This is a genomic window from Actinomyces culturomici (assembly GCF_900499005.1).
In the GTDB taxonomy this organism is placed as follows: Bacteria; Actinomycetota; Actinomycetes; order Actinomycetales; family Actinomycetaceae; genus Pauljensenia; species Pauljensenia culturomici.
Genome location: NZ_LS991318.1, coordinates 71,683 through 92,976 on the forward strand (window position 1 = coordinate 71,683; position 21,294 = coordinate 92,976).

Below are 21,294 nucleotides of genomic sequence, written 5' to 3' on the forward strand. Positions count from 1 at the left end.
CGTCGTGCAGAAACGCACACAGTTTCGGCGCTCTTGGGCTGTCGCCTGACGCGGTGATGGAAGAAGGGCGCGGTCAGAGGCCTGTCTCCGTGAAGGCGATGCGGAAACTGTGTGCGTTTGTGCGGGTGAGGGCGCAGTCGCGCATCCCCTCGACGGGGCAAGGTGATGCTTTCGACGCGCGAAGGTAATGCTCTCGGTGGGGGGCGGCGGGGCAGNATCGCCTCCCGCCTCTGTTGTCGTCGGCAGGGTCAGATGTGTATGAGGGACAGTCCCAGGCCGCGTCGATGCGCTGCGCGATCCGGGTGAAGACCCGGTCGAGGACCTCGATCTCGTCCTCGGCGAGGTCGTTGAGCGCGAGCGAGCGAATGATGTCGCGGTGGACGACGGCCGTGTCCTTGAAGAACTTCGCGCCCTGCTCGGTGAGGTGGATGAGCCCGCCGCGGCCGTCGCCGGCGCAGGCGGTGCGCTCGAGGAATCCGCGCGCGACGAGGCGGTTCACCGTGTGCGTGAGGCGCGAGGGGCTGAAGACGACTTCGTGCGCGAGGATCGAGGGACGGATGCCGCCCTCGCCGGCGCGCGACACCTGGAGGAGCACGTTGTACTCGGGCAGGGTGAGCTTCCGCTTCTTCTTCAGCTCGGTCTCGATGCGGTTGGAGAGGCGGGTCGTCGTCGTGAAGTACGCCTCCCACGCGCGTCCGCGTGCGTCTCTTCTCATCGTCCGCCTCCCAACAGAGTCTCGAAATCGGTGAAGCCCGGCCACTGGTCGGCCTGCGTCGCAGGCTCGCCGGGGTGCCCCAGTGTAGCGGGAACCGTTCCCGATTCGGCATCCCCCTGCTCAGAGTGGAATGCGCCCCATCGATCGAGCAGTTCGCGCGCCCCGCGGCGGATCCGGCGGAGGAGTCCGGAGCCGCCCTCGGAGCCCGAGTCGGCGGCGTGCGCGCCCCAGTCCTCGGTCGCCGCGTAGATCGCGGTCGGGACCGGGTCGGCGTGGTTGTACGTGAAGAGCGGGCGCATCGCGGTCTCGGTGACGAGGCTGTGGCGCGGCGTCCCGCCCGTCGCCCCGAGCAGGACGGGCGTCCCGTGGAGGGCGTCCTTGTCGAGGACGTCGAAGAAGGCTTTGAACAGGCCGGAGTAGGAGCCCTGGTAGGTGGGCGTGAGGGCGACGAGGGCGGAGGCGGCGCCGACCGCGCACTGGGCCTCATCGAGCTCCGGGCCGGGGAAGCCGGTGAGCACGTGGTCGACGATGGCGTGGGCGAGCGGGCGGACGCCGATCGTGCGGATCTCGACCTCGAGCCCCCGGGCGCGCGCCTCGGTGTCGAGGGCGGAGGAGATCTCGGCGGCGAGCCTCGCGGTCGAGGACTCCTCGCTCATTCCGGCGTGGACGATGACGATCGATCGCATGGGGGTCCTCACTTCGCGTCCGCGCCGGTCCCGGCGAGGAGGGCGTCGGCGTGGGCGACGGCGGCCTCGTCGGTGTCCTGCTGGGGGTAGAAGGATGCGCCGGTGACCGAGTCCTCGCGCGAGGCGACGCGGGCGCCGAAGGCGTCGGAGTTCCCGAAGGCCTCGTCCTCGGCGGCGTCCGAGAACGCGTCGGCCCCGCCCTCGTCGATCGGGGAGGAGGAAGCGGTGGAGGGCGCGGCGTCGGACGAGGAGGCGCCGGCGGTCCGCGCGAGGCGGACGGACTCGCGGATGGCGTCGGCCTTCTCGAGCTCGCGGGTGATCGCGTCGACGGCGGCCGAGCCCTCGCGGGCGGCGAGGAGCGAGGCGTGGGTCGGCGGGTCGGAGGGGACCTCGGGGTCGCGCATGGCGTCGAACTCGCGGCGCATGACGGGGACGATCTCGCCGAGCATGTCGAGCTGTTCGAGGACGGTCTTGAGCGGCAGGCCCGCGTGGTCCATGAGGAAGAGCTGTCGCTGGTAGTCGCCGACGACCTCGCGGAATCCGAGGGTTCGGTCGATGACCTGCTGCGGGGAGCCGACGGTGAGGGGCGTGCGCGTCGAGAAGTCCTCGAGGGTCGGGCCGTGTCCGTAGACGGGGGCGTTATCGAAATAGGGGCGGAATTCGCGCATCGCGTCCTGGGAATTCGCGCGCATGAACACCTGGCCGCCGAGTCCGACGATCGCCTTCTTCGCGGGGCCGTGCCCGTAGTGCTCGAAGCGCTCGCGGTAGAGGGCGACCATTCTGGCGGTGTGCTCGGGCGGCCAGAAGATGTTGTTGTGGAAGAATCCGTCGCCGTAATAGGCGGCCTGTTCGGCGATTTCGGGGGAGCGGATGGAGCCGTGCCAGACGAAGGGGGAGATCCCGTCGAGGGGGCGCGGGGTGGAGGTGAATCCGCGCAGGGGGGTTCGGAATCTCCCGGACCAGGTGACGTTCTCCTCGGACCAGAGGCGGCGCAGGAGGGCGTAATTCTCGATCGCGAGCGCGATGCCGTTGCGGATGTCCTGCCCGAACCAGGGGTAGACCGGACCGGTGTTTCCGCGGCCCATCATGAGGTCGATGCGTCCGCCTGACATGTATTGGAGCATCGCGTAGTCCTCGGCGATCTTCACCGGGTCGTTCGTCGTGATGAGCGTCGTCGAGGTGGAGAGCTGGATCGTCGAGGTCTCGGTCGCGATCTTCGCGAGCGTCGTCGTGGGGGAGGAGGAGAAGAAGGGAGGGTTGTGGTGCTCGCCGAGGGCGACGACGTCGAGCCCGACCTCCTCCGCGTGCTTCGCGATCGTGAGGAACGCGGCGATGCGCTCGGCCTCGGTCGGGGTGCGGCCGGTCGTAGGATCGGTGGTGAGGTCCGAGACGCTCATGATGCCGAACTGCATGTCGGGCTCCTTCTTTCGTGACTGCCTCCAATATAGTACAAGATTCAACTACTTGGAGTGTGAGGAGGGCGACGGTCCGCCCGTGCGCCTTCGCGATCGACGAGGCCGGGGCGGCGCGTCCGTTTCAGGGAGTGGTCGGGCCCGGAATTTCTTCAGCGTCCGGAACAATGCGTGGGGCGAGAGCGCTTTCCGGCGGGGATATTCGACCGCGAGGAATGCGCGCGCCTGTGAATCTTGTATGAATCGGGGAGGTGGACGCGCGCCCCGGAGAATCGGAATTGTGGAGACTTTCCCAGGGGGCCGATTTCCGATTATCATTTCGGTGAATGCCGGATCCGTACGGTGGATCCGGTCGAAGGGGAAAAGGAAAATCCATATGAAGAAGACCCAGGTCGTTCTCGTCGACGACATCGACGGCGCCGAGGCGGATGAGACCGTGAGCTTCTCCTTCCGGGGAGTCGCTTACGAGATCGACCTCACCGAGGAGCACGCGAAGGAGCTCGAGGCCGATTTCTCGAAGTGGATCGAGGCCGCCCGCCGCGTCGGCGGTCGCACGACCCGCGCCGCTCGCGCCACCAAGTCGAAGGGCTCCTCGAAGGCCGGCGAGATCCGCGCGTGGGCGCAGAGCCAGGGCATCGCCGTCAACGAGCGCGGCCGCATCTCCGCCGACATCGTCGCCGCCTACGAGGCCGCGCAGGCCTGATCCCGGGCGCGAGGTCCCATGACAGGACCTCGCGAGGAATGGAAGAATAACGCCATGACCTACACATTGGTGCTGCTCCGCCACGGCGAGAGCGAATGGAATGCGAAGAACCTCTTCACCGGTTGGGTGGACGTCCCGCTCTCCGAGAAGGGCCGCGCGGAGGCGACGCACGGCGGCGAGCTCCTCAAGGAGTCCGGCGTGCTCCCCGACCTCCTCTTCACCTCGATGCTGCGCCGCGCGATCATGACCGCGAACCTCGCGCTCGACGCCGCCGATCGCCACTGGATCCCGGTCGAGCGCAACTGGCGCCTCAACGAGCGCCACTACGGCGCCCTCCAGGGGAAGAACAAGAAGGAGATCCGCGACGAGTACGGCGAGGATCAGTTCATGCAGTGGCGTCGCTCCTACGACGTTCCGCCGCCCGCCATCGAGGCCGGCTCGGAGTTCTCGCAGGACTCGGACCCGCGCTACGCCGGTGAGCCGATTCCCGCGACCGAGTGCCTGAAGGACGTCCTCGAGCGCCTGCTCCCGTACTGGGACGGCACGATCGTCCCGGCGATCAAGACGGGCAAGACCGTCATGATCGCGGCGCACGGCAACTCGCTGCGCGCGATCGTCAAGCACCTCGACGAGATCTCGGACGACGAGATCGCCGGCGTCAACATCCCGACCGGCATCCCGCTCGTCTACGAGCTCGACGAGGAGACCCTCAAGCCCGTGAAGAAGGGCGGCACGTACCTCGATCCCGAGGCCGAGGCGAAGATCGCCGCCGTCGCCAACCAGGGCAAGTGAGCGCAACGGGCTGATTCGAGGACCCGGCGCCGAATTCGACGGCACGAGGGCTCTCGACTGACCCGGACCCGCGGGCCCCGACCGTCCGGTCGGGGCCCGCGGTGCGTTCACAAGGTGCTCGGCCCCTTCCGTTACCCTTGTGTCGTGAGTACGATGTGCGCACGAAAGGGGGATGCATGTCTCACGGAGTGATGAGCGCGCCTCGGAGTCGGCGCATCAACCTGCGCGCCAGCGAGCGCCAGGAGGTCCTGCTGAAAGAGGCCGCGCGCGCGAAGGATGCGACGCTCACGGAATTCGTCCTCGGGTCGGCGATCGAGGAGGCAGAGCGCGTCCTCGCCGACCGACGTTGGTTCACCGCGAGCGAGGAGCAGCACGAGGCCCTCCTCGCCCTCCTCGACGAACCCGTCGACGACGTCCGGCTCCGCGCGATGCTCGCCCGCCCGACGCCCTTCGGCAGGGCCTTCGCCCTCGACGAGGAATGACCGTCCTCGAGCCGCCGCGTCGACTCTCTCGGACCGATGAGCGGGGCGACTTCGACTCCGGGGCGCCCGAGCTCGACGACTGGCTCAGGCGGTTCGCGCTCCAGAACCAGCGGGCGGGCAACGCGATCACCTACGCGACCGTCCTCGACGGTCGGGTCGTCGGCTACTACGCGATCTGCGCCGCCGGGATCGGGCGCGACCAGGCCCCACCGGAGTTCGGGCACCATCGGCCGGCAGACATCCCCTGCGTCCTCCTCGCCCGACTCGCCGTCGATCGGCGCGCGCAGGGACGGGGCATCGGTCGCGCACTCGTCAAGGACGCGATTCTGCGATCCTGCCGGGTCGCGCAGAGTGTCGGCGCGGTCTTCCTCGTCATCCACTGCCGCGACGAGGAGGCGAAGCGCTTCTACTCGGGTCTCGCGGAGTTTCGCGAGTCTCCCCTCGACGACCTGCAGCTGCTCCTCCCGCTCGCGCCCGTGGTGCGGCTCCTCAGCGGGCTCGATGAGACGAGACCGGGACGCCGGGCGGAGTGAACCCGCGGCGCGCTCGGCGGAGCCGGAGGGCCGGGCGGACTCGGACAGCCGCCGCATACGAACGGCAGCGGGCCCCGGGGATCCTCCCCCGGGGCCCGCGCTCGTCCGATCGGGCGAACGGTCAGAGGTGCGCGTCGATCCCGCCCTCGGTCGTCGCGGCGTGGGCGCCCTCGACGACGTAGGCGACACGGCGGGCGACCGAGCAGGCGTGGTCGCCGAAGCGCTCGAGGAAGCGGGCGCCGAGCGTGAGGTCGACGATCTCCTGACGGGTGAGCTCGACCGACTCGTCGGCGATGAGGCGGTGGACCTCGACCTGGAGGTCGTCGAGCGTGTCGTCGAAGCGCTGCATCTCATCGGCGATCGCGATGTCCTGCGTCGTGATGAGCTTCTCCTCGAGCGCGCCCATCTTCGTCGCGGCCTCGCCCATCTTCGTGATGACCTCGACCGCGGGGGCCGCGATCGAGCGGGTCGGGTAGGTCGTGCGCGCGATCGCCGCGATGTGGCGGGCGAGGTCGCCCTGGCGCTCCATCGTCTGCGAGAGGTGGAGCGCGGAGAGGATGAGCCGCAGATCCGAGGCGACCGGCCCCTGGAGCGCGAGGAGGTGGATGCACATCTCGTCGATCTGACGGGCGTTCTCGTCGAGGCGCTCGTCGGCGTCGATCGTCTGCTCGGCGACGGCGAGGTCGCCGTCGCGCAGGGCCATCGTCGCCCGGTCGATCGCGCGGGCGACGCCGCGGCCCATCCGCTCGAGCTCGGAGCCCAGCTGGGCAAGTTCCTGGCGATACAGTTCTCGCACGTTCGCACCCTTCTCATGTTGCGGGCCCTTCGGGCCCATCTGCGCACCGTGATCCCACCATCCTCGTGTAACGCGAATCCGGAGGAGGGGTGAACGGACGGTGAACGGTGCGCGACGATTGCGTATCGCCTGACCGGGGAATCCCGTTCGGCCCTGGAATCGCGCGGTTTCGCCGATAGGGCGGGGGCGTGCCGGAGATCCTCACGCTCATCGTCGTCGCCGTCCTCGGCGTCCTCGTCGGCGCCTTCGGCGTCGGCGGCTACCTCCTTTCCCAGCGTCAGATCGCCGATGAGGACACGGTCGAGCCCGAGGACACGGGCCTCAGCCCCGACGCCCTCGCGATCCTCACGTCCCTCCCGACGATCTCGATCGTCGTCGACCGGCTCGGCGTCATCCTCCGCGCGGACGCCGCCGCCTACTCGAACGGCCTCGTGAGGGGCAACGCCCTCGCTCACCCGAAGCTCGTCGCCCTCGTCGAGCGGGTCGCCGCGACCGGGCACCCCGAGCGAGAGGAGATGGAACTGCCGCGCTCCTCGGTCGGCTCCAACGCCGTCCTCGACTTCAACGTCCGTGTGGCCCCGCTCCCGCGCGGCTACTCGCTGATCCTCGTCGAGGACACGACCCTCGAACGCCGCAACGCCGCGGCGCGCAGGGACTTCTCCGCGAACATCTCCCACGAGCTCAAGACCCCGGTCGGCGCTGTGCGGCTCCTCGCCGAGACGATTGCGGAGAACCCCGAGGACGCCGAGGCCGTCGCCCACTTCGCGCCGAAACTCGTCCGCGAGTCCGAGCGGCTCTCGAACCTCGTCAAGGACATCATCGACCTCTCCCGCCTCGAGGCCCCCGACCCGCTGTCGACGACGACCTCGTCTCCGTCTCCGTCGTCGACTCCGGCATCGGCATCTCCGAGGAGGAGCAGAAGCGCGTCTTCGAGCGCTTCTACCGCGTCGACCCGGCGCGCTCGCGCAACACCGGCGGCACGGGCCTCGGACTCTCGATCGTCAAGCACGTCGCCTCCGACCACGGCGGCACCGTCACCGTCTGGTCGAAGCCGGGCCGCGGCTCCACCTTCACGCTCGTCCTGCCCGAGGCCGAGACCGGCGAGGACGACGAGGTCGACTCCGACCCGATCGACGAGGGCGCCCTCGTCGATGAACACCGGGCCGGCGGCGCGGGCGTGGACGACGGGCGGGCCGCGGCGGGCGCCGACGCCGCGACGACGAACGGCAAGGGAAAGGACCTGTGAGATGACGTCGATCCTCATCGTCGAAGACGAGGAGACCTACCGCGAGTCGCTCGCCTTCAACCTCAAGCGCGAGGGGTACGACGTCGGCGAGGCCGGGGACGGCGAGACCGGCCTCGAGATGGCGCGCACCGGCGTCTACGACCTCGTGCTCCTCGATCTCATGCTCCCCGGCATCCCGGGGACCGAGGTCTGCCGCAAGCTCCGCAAGTCGAGCGACGTCCCCGTCATCATGGTGACCGCGAAGGACGAGGTCGTCGACCGGATCGTCGGGCTCGAGATCGGCGCCGGCGACTACGTGTCGAAGCCCTACTCCTTCCGCGAGCTCCTCGCCCGCATCCGCGCGGTCCTCCGCCGGCGCGGGGCCGCGATCGCGAACGAGGACGTGGAGGAGGACCTCTACGAGGTCGGGGGCATCCAGCTGTGGGTCGACCGCCACGAGGTTGCGGTCGACGGAGAGCAGGTGTCGATGCCGCTGCGCGAGTTCGAGCTCCTCGAGTTCCTCGCGCGCAATCCCGATCGGGTGCTCGCGCGCAATCCCGATCGGGTGCTCACGCGCAGCCAGCTCATGGACCGCGTGTGGGGCGCCGGGTACGTCGGCGATTCGAAGACGCTCGACGTTCACGTCAAGCGGCTCCGCTCGAAGATCGAGCCCGACCCGTCCAACCCGGTCCGCCTCGTCACCGTGCGCGGCCTCGGGTACAAGCTCGTCTCGAAGCCGAAGGACTGACCCGGCGGCGCGTCCGGCCCTCACCGAGAGCAGCACTTCTCTTCACCGAAAGCATCACCTTGCTTCGCCGAGAGCATCACCTTCGGAGCGCCGACGACCCGCACGGGCGGAACCGGCGGCGCGTCCAGCCCCAGGGAAACCGCTCGACCGGGGCGAAAGGCGCGCGAATGATAGAATGGCCCCTGGTGTTCGCATAATCCAGGGAGATTTCTCATGTCCTTCGCCATCGGTCAGACGGTCGTGTACCCGCACCACGGTGCCGCAACGATCGAGGAGATCTCCACGCGAACCATCCGCGGCGAGGAGCGCACCTACCTCACCCTCCGCGTCAACCAGGGCGACCTCACGATCCAGGTCCCGGCCGATAACGTCGACCTCGTCGGCGTGCGCGACGTCGTCGACGAGGACGGCCTCGAAGAGGTCCTCTCCGTCCTGCGCGCCCCCTACATCGAGGAGCCGACGAACTGGTCGCGCCGCTACAAGGCGAACCAGGAGAAGATCGCGACCGGCGACATCGTCAAGGTCTCCGAGGTCGTCCGCGACCTCACTCGCCGCGACGACCAGAAGAAGCTCTCCACCGGCGAGAAGCGCATGTTGACGAAGGCCCGTCAGATCCTCACCTCCGAGCTCGCCCTCGCCCGCGACATCGACAAGACCGCCGCCGCCGAGCGCCTCGACGAGGTCCTCGCGGAGGGGCGCATCGACGAGGACGAGGCCGCCGCCGAGTGAGCGCGGCGCTCGCCGTCCTCACGGCGGCAGGTTCCGGAACGCGCCTCGGCTGCGAGGGGCCGAAGGCCCTCGTCGAGGTCGGCGGCGAGACCATGCTCGTCCGCGCCGCCCGCGGGCTCGCCGACGCCGGCATCGCCGGGATCGTCGTCACCGCTCCGGCTGAGGACGTCGCCCGATTCGCCGCCCTCTTCCCCTCCGGGCGCATCGCGCCTACCGAACCGTCGGGGCGGGCCGTGCCCGTCGAGGTCGTCGCCGGTTCCTCCCTGTCCCGTCAGGCCTCGGTCGCTCTCGGCCTCGACGCGCTGGCGGGCACGGCGCGTCGGGCGGGCATCGCGCTCGACGAGTTCACCCCTGTCCTCGTCCACGACGCCGCCCGCTGCCTCACGCCCGTCGACGCGATCCGCCGGGTCGTCGACGCCGTCGAGTCCGGACACGAGGCCGTCATCCCCGCCGTTCCGGTCACCGACACGTTGAAAGAGGTCGGCGCGCCGATCGAGTGGTCGGGCGCGCGGCCCGTGCGCGCGACCCCCGATCGTTCGCGGCTCGTCGCCGTTCAGACTCCCCAGGGCTTCGCGTGGGAGACGCTGCGACTCGCCCACGGCGCCGCCGCAGAGCGCGCCTCGTCCGAGGCGACGGCCGCGACCGACGACGCGGGCCTCGTCGAAGCACTCGGAGGGCGGGTCGTCGTCGTCGACGGATCGGCCCTCTCCCTCAAGATCACGACCGCCGTCGACCTCGCCCTCGCCGAGCTCCTCCTCGCCCGCGCCTGACGATCGCCCGCGCCCTGCGTCCGCGGCGCGCCTTGTGATGGCGGTCGGGCGGGTGACGTGGTCGAGGCCCGCCTCCTGCGTCCGCCGCGCGCTTCCTCGCACCGCTCTCACCAGCGGACCGCCCCGCCCTCGTCGATCGCGATCCCCCGCCACCCGAGAGCATCACCGACCCCCGCCGAGAGCATCACCTTTCCCCGTCGAGGGGATCTCCGCGCCTCCGCCGATAAACGAATGGCGACGCCCGGATGAACCGCGGCGTCGCGTTCGCGTGCTACGTTCCAGGTGAACCGCGTCCGCGGCGATCCCAGCGAGGAGCAGCGCATGTCCACCACCCCGGACTACACCCCGGACTCCACACCGGCTTCGGCCTCCCCGAAGAAGCAGAAGATCCTCACCCGCAGGGTCGTCGAATGGGCGGCGTGGGACTGGGGCTCATCGGCGTTCAACGCGGTCGCGACGACCTTCGTCTTCACCGTGTACCTCACGGGCAAGGACCGCTTCGCCCCCGGCGGCGAGGCGTCCGTCCACCTCACGACCGGCATGACGATCGCCGGCATCGTCATCGCGCTCCTCGCCCCGATCACCGGGCAGCGCGCTGATCGTCGCGGCAAGGGCGGCGTGTGGCTCGGCTGGTTCTCAGCCCTCGTCTTCCTCTGCCTCCTCGCGATGTTCTTCGTCGCCCCCGAGTCGCCGCTCGGCAAGTCGGGCGCGATGTGGCTCGGCATCGGGCTCCTCGGAGTCGGCAACATCTTCTTCGAGTTCGCGTCGGTCAACTACAACGCGATGCTCAACCACCTGACGACGAAGGAGAACATGGGCCGGGTCTCCGGCTTCGGCTGGGGCGCCGGGTACGTCGGCGGCATCGTGCTCCTCCTCATCCTCTACGTCGGGCTCATCGGCCCGAACCTCCTCGGCGTTCCGACGGACAACGGCATGGCCGTCCGCCTCTCGATGCTCATCGCGGCCGTGTGGTTCGGGGCCTTCTCCCTGCCGGTCGTCCTCCACCCGCCGAAGCCCGCCGTCATCCACGAGGACGACGGTCACGAGTCCCTCCTCGACTCCTACCGGCTCCTCTGGGGGACGGTGAAGGGCCTGTTCCGCGAGGCGCCCCACACCCTCGCCTTCCTCATCGCCTCGGCGGTGTTCCGCGACGGCCTCGCCGGCGTCTTCACCTTCGGCGCGGTCCTCGCGGGCACGGCCTTCGGCTTCTCCGCGGGCGAGGTGATGATCTTCGCGATCGCCGCGAACATCGTCGCCGGCCTCGCGACGATCGCGTTCGGCGCCCTCGACGACCGCTTCGGGCCGAAGCGCGTCATCATGTTCTCCCTCATCTGCATGGTCGCCTCGGGCTTCGGCGTCTTCGCTCTCCACGCGCACGGGAAGGTCGTCTTCTGGTCGCTCGGGCTCGTCCTCTGCGTGTTCGTCGGCCCGACCCAGTCGGCGTCGCGCTCCTTCCTCGGGCGCATCATCCCGGCCGGCCGCGAGGGCGAGATCTTCGGCCTCTACGCGACGACCGGCCGCGCGGTGTCGTTCCTCGCTCCGTTCATGTACGGCGTCTTCCTCAAGATCGGCCAGGCGGTCACCCCGTCCGGCGACTACACGTACTGGGGCATCCTCGGCATCATCCTCGTGCTCGCCGCGGGCCTGCTCCTCACGATCCCCGTGAAGGCGGACGCCGCCCACCTCGATCATCTCGAGCGCTGAGTTCCGCCGTTCCGCCCCGTCCTCGTGATCGACGAGGGCGGGGCGGTGCGTTGCAGGAGGGAAGAACGCATCCCCTCGACGGACGAAGGTGATGCTTTCGGTGCTGGTTCGGTAATGCGGCGCTTCGCAGTTGGGGGTGTAGTCGGCGGCTCCCGGCCGGCCGCCGGTCGCGGAGTCGTGGGTCGGAGGCGTCTCCGACGCCCCCACTGCAAATCCGCACACAGTTTCGGCCCGTTGGGAGGGTCCACCTCAGGGTCCTCGGAGGAAAGCGCAGATCAGAGCCCTGCAGCATCGGAGCCGACGGAGAAACTGTGTGCGTTTTTGCGTGTGAGGCGTCAATGCGCATCCCCTCGACGAGAGCATCACCCGTCCTTCCCAGTTGGGGGCGTCGCTGGGTGAGGTGGCGGCAGCGAGGCTCTCGGCGCCCTGTCCCTTCCATACGCGTGGCGACCCGGATCGCACGCTCGACGGCCCTTCCCGCCCGCCAACTCCGCCGAGACGGCGATGCAGGTCGTGCGGGCCGCTGATTCCGTGCGCAGAGCGACTTGGATCGCACGCTCGACGGCCCTTCCCGCCCGCCAACTCCGCCGAGACGGCGATGCAGGTCGTGCGGGCTATCGTCAACCGACTACACCCCCGACTGCGAAGAGCCGGTGATGCTCTCGGCGATCTTCACCGAGAGCATCACGTTGGCGCGTCGAGAGCATTACTTCTGGGACGCCGACGGCATTACCCGCGCAACGCCGAGAGCATTACTCCTGGGGCGCCGGGGCCTCGGGGGCGCGCAGGACGAGGACGGCGTCGGCGCGCCGACCCGCCGGATGCGACTCGGTCGCGGGCGCGTCCTTCCACCGCTCCTCGGCGCACTCGATCGTCCACTTGTCGTCGAGGAAGTCGAGACCCGCGAGGAGCTCCTCGACTGAATACGTGCGCGAGCGCGCGCCGTGCCACGGCGGGTTGACCGCGTGGACGGCGACGACGATCCGCCCGCCCGGGGCGAGACTGGCCCGCTGATCGGAGATCAACTTCCACAGGTCGACGCCCTCGCCGTCGGGGCCGCCGTGGACGAAGAAGATCGTCACGAGGTCGAAGAGTCCGGCGACCTCGAGGTTCTCGATGTCGCCGACGATTCCGCTCGCCCGGTCGACGAGGTCCTGCTCGGCCGCGGAGTCGAGGAAGCGCCGGATCGCGGTGGAGGAGAAGTCGACGCCGACGACGACCCAGCCGTGCTGTGCGAGCCACAGGAGGTCGCCGCCCTCCCCGCACCCGAGGTCGAGGGCGCGCCCGGGCGCGAGGCGCTCCGCGATGCCGGGGAGCCACTCGTTCACCCTGCCGGACCACAGCTGCTCGGCCGAGGCGTAGCGGTCCTCCCAGTGCGCGGCCCGTTCGGCCCGATCCGCGGTCTTCGCCGGATCCGTCATGCTCGCTCCTTCGTCAGGGGTTCTCAGTCCGCCCGCACGACGAGCGCCACCGCGCTCGCGGCGAGCCCGTCGCCCCGACCCGTGAAGCCGAGGCCGTCGGTCGTCGTCGCGCTCACCGACACCGGGGCGTCGAGAATCGCGCTCATCCGGGCGCAGGCCTCGGGAAGGCGGGCCGCCATGCGCGGGCGCTTCCCGATCACCTGGACGGTCGCGTTGCCGATCCGCCAGCCCGCCTCCTCGGCCATGCGGCGCACTTCGACGAGGAACTGCTCGCCCGACGCCCCGCGCCACTGCGGCCGATCCGTTCCGAACACCGTTCCCATTTCGCCGAGCCCGGTCGCGGCGAGGATCGCGTCGCACACCGCGTGCGCCGCGACGTCGCCGTCCGAGTGGCCGGAGAGGGGGGTCTCGCCGGGCCACTCGAGGCAGGCGAGCATGAGCGGCGCCGGTGCCGCGCCCTCGTCGATGTCGGAGGCGAAGGCGTGAACGTCGATCGCCTGGCCGACGCGGAACGGGACGGGGGAGGAGGCGGAGGTCATGGCGACCAGCCTAGCGGTGGACGCCGGGACCGCGGGGCGGCGGCGTCGATAGGATCGGGGCGTGCGCTACATCTCGACCCGCGGATCGGCCGCGACCCCCGCCCGCTCGTTCAGCGACATCCTCCTCGAGGGACTCGCCCCGGACGGCGGCCTCTACCTGCCCGAGTCCTACCCCGAGCTCACGACCGCCGACCTCGACGACTTGCGCGTGCTCCTCGAGACGCGCGGGTACGCGGCCCTCGCCGCGAAAGTCCTCGGCCTCTTCATCGACGACATCCCGCAGGCCGACCTCGAGGCGATCACCGCCCGCGCCTACCGGACACCTGCGTTCTCCGACGAGCGGATCGTCCCCGTCGACCAGCTGCCCGGAGGCCTCTGGATCTCCCACCTGTCGAACGGGCCGACCGCCGCGTTCAAGGACATGGCGATGCAGCTGCTCGGCGAGCTCTTCGAGCACGAGCTCGCCCGCCGCGGCGACTGGCTCACCATCGTCGGCGCGACCTCGGGCGATACCGGCTCGGCAGCCGAGTACGCGCTGCGCGGGCGGCGCGGCCTCTCCGTCGTCATGCTCACCCCGGCCGGTCGGATGACGGCGTTCCAGCGGGCGCAGATGTTCTCCCTCCTCGACGAGAACATCGTCAACGTCGCGGTCGACGGCGTCTTCGACGACTGCCAGGACCTCGTCAAGGCCGTCAACATGGACGCCTCGTTCAAGGCGGCGTGGCACATCGGCGCGGTGAACACGATCAACTGGGCGCGCCTCGTCGCCCAGGTCGTCTACTACATCGCGACCTGGCTGCGCGCCTCGACGTCGGCGGACGACCACGTCAACGTCGTCGTCCCCTCCGGCAACTTCGGCAACATCTGCGCCGCGCACATCGCCCGGTCGATGGGGGTGCCGCTCGACGCCCTCGTCGCCGCGACGAACGAGAACGACGTCCTCGACGAGTTCTTCCGCACCGGCGTCTACCGCCCCCGCTCCGCCGAGCAGACGCTCGCGACCTCGTCGCCGTCGATGGACATCTCGAAGGCGTCGAACTTCGAGCGCTTCGTCTTCGACCTGCTCGGGCGCGACGGTGAGCGCACTGCGGAGCTCTTCGGCAAGGCCCTCGAGCGCGACGGCTCCTTCGACCTGTCGGGCACCCCGGAGTTCGCGCGGCTGCGCGAGGACTTCGGCTTCGTCTCCGGGACCTCCTCGCACGCCGACCGGCTCGCGGAGATCCGCCGCACCGAGGCCGAGGACGGGTACCTCCTCGACCCGCACACCGCCGACGGCGTCCACGTCGCGCGCGAGTGGGCCCCGCGCCTCGACGGCCCGGTCGTCGTCATGGAGACCGCGCTGCCCGTGAAGTTCGCCGATACGATCCTCGAGGCCACCGGCCACCTCCCTCCCGTCCCCGAGCGCTTCGCCGGCATCGAGGGCGGGGCCCAGCGCGTCGTGCCGCTGGCGAACGAGGTCGATGCGCTGCGCGCCCTCATCGAGGAGAAGGTGACGCCCGGCGCCTGATCCGGCGCCCGCCCCCGCCGAAAGCATCACCTTTCCTCGTCGAGGGGATCTCCTCTGACCTTTTCGGTGCCCGGCCCCGGCCTCGTCCGCCCGTCGTCACCGGATCCCACCACGGGGCGGCCCGAGCGTGACCGCCGGGCGCCGCCGGTAGGATCGGGGGCATGACGCTGCACCTGCACGACTCGAAGACGGCCCGCCTCCAGCCCCTCGACCCGGTGAACCCCGGGCGCGTCGGGATCTACCTGTGCGGCGCCACGGTGCAGGGCTCCCCCCACGTCGGGCACCTGCGCGCCGCGGTCGCCTTCGACACGCTCGTCCGCTGGCTCGGCCGCTCCGGGCTCGACGTCACCTACGTCCGCAACGTCACCGACATCGACGACAAGATCCTCACGAAGTCGGCCGAGGCCGGGGCGCCCTGGTGGGCGTGGGCCTACCGCTTCGAGCGCGAGTTCACCGAGGCGTACGAGACCCTCGGCGTCCTCCCGCCGACCTACGAGCCGCGCGCGACCGGGCACATCCCCGACCAGATCGACCTCGTGCGCAGGCTCGTCGAGCGCGGGCACGCCTACGACGACGGGCGCGGCAACGTCTACTTCGACGTCCACAGCCAGCCCGACTATGGGTCGATCACGCGCCAGCGGCTCGTCGACATGCGGACGACCGAGGACGAGACGCAGATCGACGCGTCCGTCGAGGCCGGAAAGCGCGACCCGCGCGACTTCGCCCTGTGGAAGGCGACGAAGCCGAGTGAACCGGAGACCGCGTCCTGGGAGTCCCCGTGGGGCCGTGGGCGCCCCGGTTGGCACCTCGAGTGCTCGGCGATGTCGCGGCGCTACCTCGGCGACGAGTTCGACATCCACGGCGGCGGCATCGACCTGCGCTTCCCGCACCACGAGAACGAGCAGGCCCAGTCGCACGGCGCCGGTTGGGGCTTCGCGCGCCTGTGGGTCCACAACGCGTGGGTGACGACCAAGGGCGAGAAGATGTCGAAGTCGCTCGGCAACGTCCTCTCCATCGAGGCGCTCACCAGGGACTTCCCGGCCGTCGCGGTCCGCTGGGCCCTGTCGACCGTCCACCACCGCTCGGCGATCGAGTGGGCGCCCGAGACGCTGCCCGCCGCGGCAGCCGCGTGGGCGAAGTTCTCCGGATTCGTCGAGCGCGCGATCGACTCGGTCGGCGAGGCGACCGCCGACGAGATCGCTCTGCCCGCCTCGGCGCTCCCCGAGGGATTCGTCTCCGCCATGGACGACGACCTCAACGTCGCGGGCGCGCTCGCCGTCGTCCACGAGCACCTCAAGCTCGGCAATTCCGCGATCGACGAGGGCGATGCCGCGGCCGTCAAGAAGGAGCAGATCCTCGTCCGCTCCATGCTCGACGTCTTCGGGCTCGATCCGGCCTCCACCCAGTGGAGGTCGGGGCTGGGCGCCGGGCTCGCCGGTTCGGGCGCGGGGACCGCGGAGCACGAGGCGCTCGATGCGCTCGTTCAGGCGCTCATCGCGGAGCGCGCCCAGGCGCGCGCCGACAAGGACTGGGCGCGGGCCGACGCGCTGCGCGACCGGCTCGCCGCCGCCGGCATCGCCGTCGCCGATGGGCGGGACGGGGCGAGCTGGCGGTTGGCGTAGGGGCTGGGGATCTTCGGAGGGGCCACTCTGTGGAGGCTTGTCGGCGTTGGATGGCCTCCGGTATTCTGGAGGGACGATGCACCCTATGTCGGGGCATCGTCAGCACGACCGCCCCGCTCGCGGGGCGGTTGTTTTTTGGCTAAGGACGCCAGATTTCTCCTCGGAAGATCTTGGAATCGAGCTTCCTCAGGAGCTTCTCCCGCGTAGCTTTCGCTTTCGGATGTTCGGCCTCAAGAGGCCAAGCGCTTCGCTGCCAGACATAGAGTGCGAGGTCGACGATCTGGAGTTCGTCGGTGTCCTTGGATGAGCTCCAATTCAGTGGGTCGCTAATCCGCTCAAGGAGACTGCGCCTGTAGCCGAATGTGCCGAGCGACCGGTCGTGCTCGAATCGTCTTGTCAGTTCCCTTTCGTAGCTCGATTCGTCGCTGACAACGATGACGGACGCTTCGCCTCTCGCTCGCGCGAAATCGTCGAGCGATTCGAGTGTGAACGTCATGCAGGCTGAGTGGGAGGGCCAGGGATCCTTGTACTTTGCGCGTTGCCGCTCAATGTCGAGGCCACGGAACACGAAACTGATGTCGAGGTCGTCAATTGTCGACAGAGCTTTCAGATAGGCCGTGGCCTTCTCTCGATGCTTCCCCTTCAAAGGCCGCCAGTCGCCGCTCGATTGCATGAGGGGATGGCCATGAAACTCAATGCCCGATGGAAGCTGGAACTCATCGACGAGCTCACTCCGAAGAGCGGCGAGCCTATCGGTGGCTACTTCCCAGACGGCCTGCTCCGCGACAGCGGCGCCAATGATGTAGCAGCCGTCGCGCTGGCTCTCGTCGAGATAGGCGATCAACATGCGACTCATCGTATGGATACGCAGCGCTTGTCGCGGATTCCATGCGTACAACGTGTGGACAACCGGCGACGGCGTGAATCCGGCCGCAAACCCGGGGCCGCGCTGCCGGTGCGGGGCCGCTCCCCGTTAGGCTGGTGCGGATCAGAGGCGCCGGGAGGCGCCCTCGCGTAGGAGTAAGGACGGTTCTCATGGCTGGAAACGACGGTCGCCGCGGAGCGGTGCGCAAGCCCGGCTCGAAGAAGGGCGCGAAGGTTGGCACGGGCGGGCACTCCCGCCGCCGCCTCGAGGGCAAGGGCCCGACGCCCAAGGCCGAGGATCGCACCTACCATCCCGCGTATAAGCGCAAGGTGGCGCGCGAGGCGAAGGAGGCCCAGGAGGCCGCGATCGCCCGCGCCCGCGCGAAGTCGTCGATCAAGGTCGCCCCCGGTCATGAGCTCATCGCGGGCCGCAATCCGGTCGCCGAGGCCGTCCGCGCCGGCGTGCCCGTCGAACGCGTCTTCGTCCTCGACAACGTGAAGGACGACCGGGTCGAGGAGGTCATCCGCCTCGCCGCGGGGATGGGCGCTCCCGTTTTCGAGGTGACCCGTCGCGACCTCGACGTTGCGACCGACGGCGCCGTCCACCAGGGCGTCGCCATCGAGGTGCGCGGCTACGAGTACGCGGACGTCGAGGACCTCATCGCCGGTTCGCTCCAGCAGCTCGGCACTCCGCTGCTCGTCGCCCTCGATCAGGTGACGGATCCGCACAACCTCGGCGCGGTGCTGCGCTCGTCCGGCGCGTTCGGCGTCGACGGCGTCATCATCCCCGAGCGCCGCTCGGCCGGCGTCAACACGACCGCGTGGAAGGTCTCGGCGGGCGCGGCGGCGCGCGTGCCCGTGGCGCGTGCGACGAACCTCGTGCGCGCGCTCGAGGAGTGCAAGCGCGCGGGCTTCTTCGTCATCGGCCTCGACGGCGGCGGCGACGCGCGCCTGCGCGACCTCGAGCTCGCGACCTCGCCGCTCGTCGTCGTGACCGGCGCCGAGGGCTCGGGCCTGTCGCGCCTCGTGCGCGAGGCCTGCGATCAGATCGTCTCGATCCCGATCTCGTCCGCCGTCGAGTCGCTCAACGCCGCGGTCGCGACGGGCATCGCCCTGTACGAGGTCGCGTCCGTGCGCGCGGAGGGGGGAGTAGGCGCTTTATTCGCCACCGAAGCGCTTTGTGACTGTTCGTGAGCCGAGTCTGCGGATGCAGGATGATTCCATGTGCAGTTGCGGAAATGTATGCATCACTCCCTCTCCGTCATCCTTCCTTTTCAAAGTTCACGTTCATTTGAGACGTTGGCTCAGTCTGTGGATTCGAGGAGAGTCAACTATCGTCCCAGCTGCTGGTATTTGATTCCATTTGCATTCATCTAGATCTTGCTGGGGCCGACAATTGCATCTCCTCGAATTGTCTCTGCAATCTCAAAATCGTCGATGCAAAGCCTGAAATCGAACAGTGTGTCTCCATGGTATAATGGTAAAGATTGCACATTGATCAACATCGGCTGGGAATGCATTGATCAACATCAGCTGGGAATCAGTCACCGTTCCCCTTTGATAACATCTGTCAGGCAACAAGTCGGCCAACAAGTCGCTGGGAATCAGTCACCGTTCCCCTTTGATAACATCACCACGGTGAGGACGGCGTGCCCGGGACGCTGGGAATCAGTCACCGTTCCCCTTTGATAACATCGACAGGTCCTCAAGGACCTCGCCCGCAAGCTGGGAATCAGTCACCGTTTCCCTTTGATAACATCGGATTCCGCGCCGACCTCCACCTCCTCGGCTGGGAATCAGTCACCGTTCCCCTTTGATAACATCGGCGGCGGGTGTCATTCTCTCGTCTCCGGCTGGGAATCAGTCACCGTTCCCCTTTGATAACATCCTGCGGCGAGCGCTGACGAGCAGTTGAGGCTGGGAATCAGTCACCGTTCCCCTTTGATAACATCCAAGGAAGCGGAAGGGATGGCCGAGCTCGCTGGGAATCAGTCACCGTTCCCCTTTGATAACATCCCACGGGTCGTGGATCATCAGCTCCGCGGCTGGGAATCAGTCACCGTTCCCCTTTGATAACATCGACCCGTAAGCCGGGAGCCCACCCCGTGGCTGGGAATCAGTCACCGTTCCCCTTTGATAACATCCCCCTCTGCCGCGCAAGTCACCAACATCGCTGGGAATCAGTCGCCGTTCCCCTTTGATAACATCTCGGGGCGACACGTACACAGTACCGCGAGCTGGGAATCAGTCACCGTTCCCCTTTGATAACATCAAAGCGATCGAAGCCCACGGCTTCCAGAGCTGGGAATCAGTCACCGTTCCCCTTTGATAACATCAACCCGCGGCGGTACAAGCCGATGAAGCGCTGGGAATCAGTCACCGTTCCCCTTTGATAACATCGCGACCGTTCGGTGGGCGTGCCCGGGACGCTGGGAATCAGTCACCGTTCCCCTTTGATAACATCCGACGCCGCCGTCAACGCCGCCCACGAGGCTGGGAATCAGTCACCGTTCCCCTTTGATAACATCGTGTGCGCAGGCAGGCGCGTCGACACAGGCTGGGAATCAGTCACCGTTCCCCTTTGATAACATCGGGGCTCGCGTCACCATTACATCGGGACGCTGGGAATCAGTCACCGTTCCCCTTTGATAACATCGTCGCCGCGCGCTCCCCTCCCTGCACTGGCTGGGAATCAGTCACCGTTCCCCTTTGATAACATCTCAGACCGATGAGCGAGTCGACATTGCTGCTGGGAATCAGTCACCGTTCCCCTTTGATAACATCGTCGCCGCGCGCTCCCCTCCCTGCACTGGCTGGGAATCAGTCACCGTTCCCCTTTGATAACATCGGCGCAGCCCTCGCAGGCCGCTACCACCGCTGGGAATCAGTCACCGTTCCCCTTTGATAACATCGCGGTTGCGCCGTCCTCCCGCCGTGCTAGCTGGGAATCAGTCACCGTTCCCCTTTGATAACATCGGGGTACATGTCTTGCCCGTTGGCCCCGGCTGGGAATCAGTCACCGTTCCCCTTTGATAACATCGGCCGTAGGGGCGGCCCGTGCTGTAGTTGCTGGGAATCAGTCACCGTTCCCCTTTGATAACATCCCCTCGAAGATCCCCCCGCGCCACCATTGCTGGGAATCAGTCACCGTTCCCCTTTGATAACATCAACTCATCCGCTCGCAAGGGCATCAGCTGCTGGGAATCAGTCACCGTTCCCCTTTGATAACATCGAGATTGCGCTGCTTTCCGCATATTTCGCTGGGAATCAGTCACCGTTCCCCTTTGATAACATCCGTTCCGTCATTCATGACGCCACTCCGAGCTGGGAATCAGTCACCGTTCCCCTTTGATAACATCTTCTGGAGGTTCGACCGGACGTGGGATTGCTGGGAATCAGTCACCGTTCCCCTTTGATAACATCCAGGTCGTCACCCATTCGGCGACCCGAAGCTGGGAATCAGTCACCGTTCCCCTTTGATAACATCTAGGCGGTCGTCACGGTCTCGCCTATGTGCTGGGAATCAGTCACCGTTCCCCTTTGATAACATCCAGGTCGTCACCCATTCGGCGACCCGAAGCTGGGAATCAGTCACCGTTCCCCTTTGATAACATCATTTGGTCCATCTGGCCCGGCATCGCCAGCTGGGAATCAGTCACCGTTCCCCTTTGATAACATCTGGTACTCAATGACCGTCGGATCCGACTGCTGGGAATCAGTCACCGTTCCCCTTTGATAACATCGGGGGGCGCGGCACCCTCTAATCGGCGCGCTGGGAATCAGTCACCGTTCCCCTTTGATAACATCCTCGTGCAGGACGTAGTAGGTCGGTTTTGCTGGGAATCAGTCACCGTTCCCCTTTGATAACATCTGAGAAAAACGGACCCTATGCCAGAGTTGCTGGGAATCAGTCACCGTTCCCCTTTGATAACATCCTCATCTGGTGGGGCCGCGCCTGGTGGGGCTGGGAATCAGTCACCGTTCCCCTTTGATAACATCCCTCGGCCGAGCCTACCCTCGCCTCCCGGCTGGGAATCAGTCACCGT

General features: G+C 67.9%; 19 protein-coding genes, 1 pseudogene and 1 CRISPR repeat array (1 of these 21 only partly in view). Of the genes and pseudogenes, 13 read left to right on the forward strand and 7 right to left on the reverse strand.

What is annotated here, in order from left to right:
- Positions 1–73: 73 nt before the first annotated feature.
- From DY157_RS10115 to DY157_RS10125, 3 genes are read right to left on the reverse strand one after another with little or no spacing between them, the layout of a single operon-like run.
- Positions 74–715 (reverse strand): MarR family winged helix-turn-helix transcriptional regulator, encoded by a 642-nt coding sequence (locus DY157_RS10115; protein ID WP_115728527.1) that lies wholly within the window; start codon positions 713–715, stop codon positions 74–76.
- Positions 712–1,401: a CE1759 family FMN reductase gene (locus tag DY157_RS10120; RefSeq protein WP_115728528.1), complete on the reverse strand. Its 690-nt coding sequence runs from the start codon at positions 1,399–1,401 to the stop codon at positions 712–714. The genes DY157_RS10115 and DY157_RS10120 overlap by 4 nt, the downstream gene beginning before the upstream one ends.
- Before the next feature lie 8 nt (positions 1,402–1,409).
- Positions 1,410–2,813, reverse strand: a complete 1,404-nt coding sequence (locus tag DY157_RS10125; RefSeq protein WP_218938097.1) for an LLM class flavin-dependent oxidoreductase — start codon at positions 2,811–2,813, stop codon at positions 1,410–1,412.
- A gap of 376 nt (positions 2,814–3,189) precedes the next feature.
- Here DY157_RS10125 and DY157_RS10130 point away from each other — a divergent pair, with 376 nt between their 5' ends.
- The 4 genes from DY157_RS10130 (at position 3,190) to DY157_RS10145 (ending at position 5,323) form a co-directional block, all read left to right on the forward strand.
- Positions 3,190–3,516 (forward strand): histone-like nucleoid-structuring protein Lsr2, encoded by a 327-nt coding sequence (locus tag DY157_RS10130; RefSeq protein WP_115728529.1) that lies wholly within the window; start codon positions 3,190–3,192, stop codon positions 3,514–3,516.
- 54 nt (positions 3,517–3,570) lie between these two features.
- The gene (locus DY157_RS10135) at positions 3,571–4,308 is read left to right on the forward strand and encodes a phosphoglyceromutase (protein ID WP_115728530.1); all 738 of its coding nucleotides are present in this window, start codon (positions 3,571–3,573) and stop codon (positions 4,306–4,308) included.
- A gap of 176 nt (positions 4,309–4,484) precedes the next feature.
- Complete coding sequence (locus tag DY157_RS10140) at positions 4,485–4,790, forward strand: type II toxin-antitoxin system TacA family antitoxin (RefSeq protein WP_115728531.1); 306 nt, start codon at positions 4,485–4,487, stop codon at positions 4,788–4,790.
- Positions 4,787–5,323: a GNAT family N-acetyltransferase gene (locus tag DY157_RS10145; RefSeq protein ID WP_115728532.1), complete on the forward strand. Its 537-nt coding sequence runs from the start codon at positions 4,787–4,789 to the stop codon at positions 5,321–5,323. Before DY157_RS10140 ends, DY157_RS10145 begins: the two co-directional genes overlap by 4 nt.
- Before the next feature lie 121 nt (positions 5,324–5,444).
- Here DY157_RS10145 and phoU read toward each other — a convergent pair whose 3' ends face one another.
- A complete protein-coding gene (phoU, locus tag DY157_RS10150; RefSeq protein WP_115728684.1) occupies positions 5,445–6,119 on the reverse strand; it encodes a phosphate signaling complex protein PhoU in 675 nt (224 codons plus the stop codon).
- A gap of 515 nt (positions 6,120–6,634) precedes the next feature.
- Between phoU and DY157_RS11810 the strand changes: the two are divergent.
- The 6 genes and pseudogenes from DY157_RS11810 to DY157_RS10175 all read left to right on the forward strand — a co-directional run.
- Positions 6,635–6,901 (forward strand): annotated as a pseudogene (locus DY157_RS11810) (histidine kinase dimerization/phospho-acceptor domain-containing protein); the annotation flags it as partial.
- A gap of 119 nt (positions 6,902–7,020) precedes the next feature.
- Positions 7,021–7,365, forward strand: coding sequence for a sensor histidine kinase (locus tag DY157_RS12005; protein ID WP_407923479.1), 345 nt, complete (start codon positions 7,021–7,023; stop codon positions 7,363–7,365).
- A gap of 1 nt (position 7,366) precedes the next feature.
- Positions 7,367–8,092 carry a response regulator transcription factor gene (locus tag DY157_RS11815; protein WP_115728533.1) on the forward strand — a complete coding sequence of 242 codons (726 nt, stop codon included), beginning with the start codon at positions 7,367–7,369 and terminating at the stop codon, positions 8,090–8,092.
- Between the two features lie 213 nt (positions 8,093–8,305).
- Positions 8,306–8,821, forward strand: a complete 516-nt coding sequence (locus DY157_RS10165) for a CarD family transcriptional regulator (RefSeq protein ID WP_115728534.1) — start codon at positions 8,306–8,308, stop codon at positions 8,819–8,821.
- Positions 8,818–9,591, forward strand: coding sequence for an IspD/TarI family cytidylyltransferase (locus DY157_RS10170; RefSeq protein ID WP_115728535.1), 774 nt, complete (start codon positions 8,818–8,820; stop codon positions 9,589–9,591). The genes DY157_RS10165 and DY157_RS10170 overlap by 4 nt, the downstream gene beginning before the upstream one ends.
- 321 nt (positions 9,592–9,912) lie before the next feature.
- Complete coding sequence (locus DY157_RS10175) at positions 9,913–11,295, forward strand: MFS transporter (protein WP_115728685.1); 1,383 nt, start codon at positions 9,913–9,915, stop codon at positions 11,293–11,295.
- Positions 11,296–12,047: 752 nt separating this feature from the next.
- Here DY157_RS10175 and DY157_RS10180 read toward each other — a convergent pair.
- Complete coding sequence (locus DY157_RS10180; protein ID WP_115728536.1) at positions 12,048–12,716, reverse strand: class I SAM-dependent methyltransferase; 669 nt, start codon at positions 12,714–12,716, stop codon at positions 12,048–12,050.
- A 23-nt stretch (positions 12,717–12,739) separates the two neighbouring features.
- Positions 12,740–13,255: a 2-C-methyl-D-erythritol 2,4-cyclodiphosphate synthase gene (ispF, locus tag DY157_RS10185; protein ID WP_115728537.1), complete on the reverse strand. Its 516-nt coding sequence runs from the start codon at positions 13,253–13,255 to the stop codon at positions 12,740–12,742.
- Between the two features lie 61 nt (positions 13,256–13,316).
- Between ispF and thrC the strand changes: the two genes are divergently transcribed.
- Together thrC and cysS are read left to right on the forward strand one after the other, a co-directional pair.
- Positions 13,317–14,762, forward strand: coding sequence for a threonine synthase (thrC, locus tag DY157_RS10190; RefSeq protein WP_115728538.1), 1,446 nt, complete (start codon positions 13,317–13,319; stop codon positions 14,760–14,762).
- 161 nt (positions 14,763–14,923) lie between these two features.
- Complete coding sequence (cysS, locus tag DY157_RS10195; RefSeq protein WP_115728539.1) at positions 14,924–16,384, forward strand: cysteine--tRNA ligase; 1,461 nt, start codon at positions 14,924–14,926, stop codon at positions 16,382–16,384.
- Between the two features lie 139 nt (positions 16,385–16,523).
- On the opposite strand, the gene DY157_RS10200 is transcribed toward cysS, so the two are convergent.
- Entirely contained in the window at positions 16,524–17,231 is a 708-nt protein-coding gene (locus DY157_RS10200) for a DUF3800 domain-containing protein (protein WP_160159530.1), read from the reverse strand.
- Positions 17,232–17,419: 188 nt separating this feature from the next.
- Here DY157_RS10200 and rlmB point away from each other — a divergent pair, with 188 nt between their 5' ends.
- A complete protein-coding gene (gene rlmB, locus DY157_RS10205; RefSeq protein ID WP_115728541.1) occupies positions 17,420–18,442 on the forward strand; it encodes a 23S rRNA (guanosine(2251)-2'-O)-methyltransferase RlmB in 1,023 nt (340 codons plus the stop codon).
- Between the two features lie 338 nt (positions 18,443–18,780).
- Positions 18,781–21,294: direct repeats of the CRISPR family, unit length 36 nt; unit sequence GCTGGGAATCAGTCACCGTTCCCCTTTGATAACATC; it runs 1,234 nt beyond the window's last position.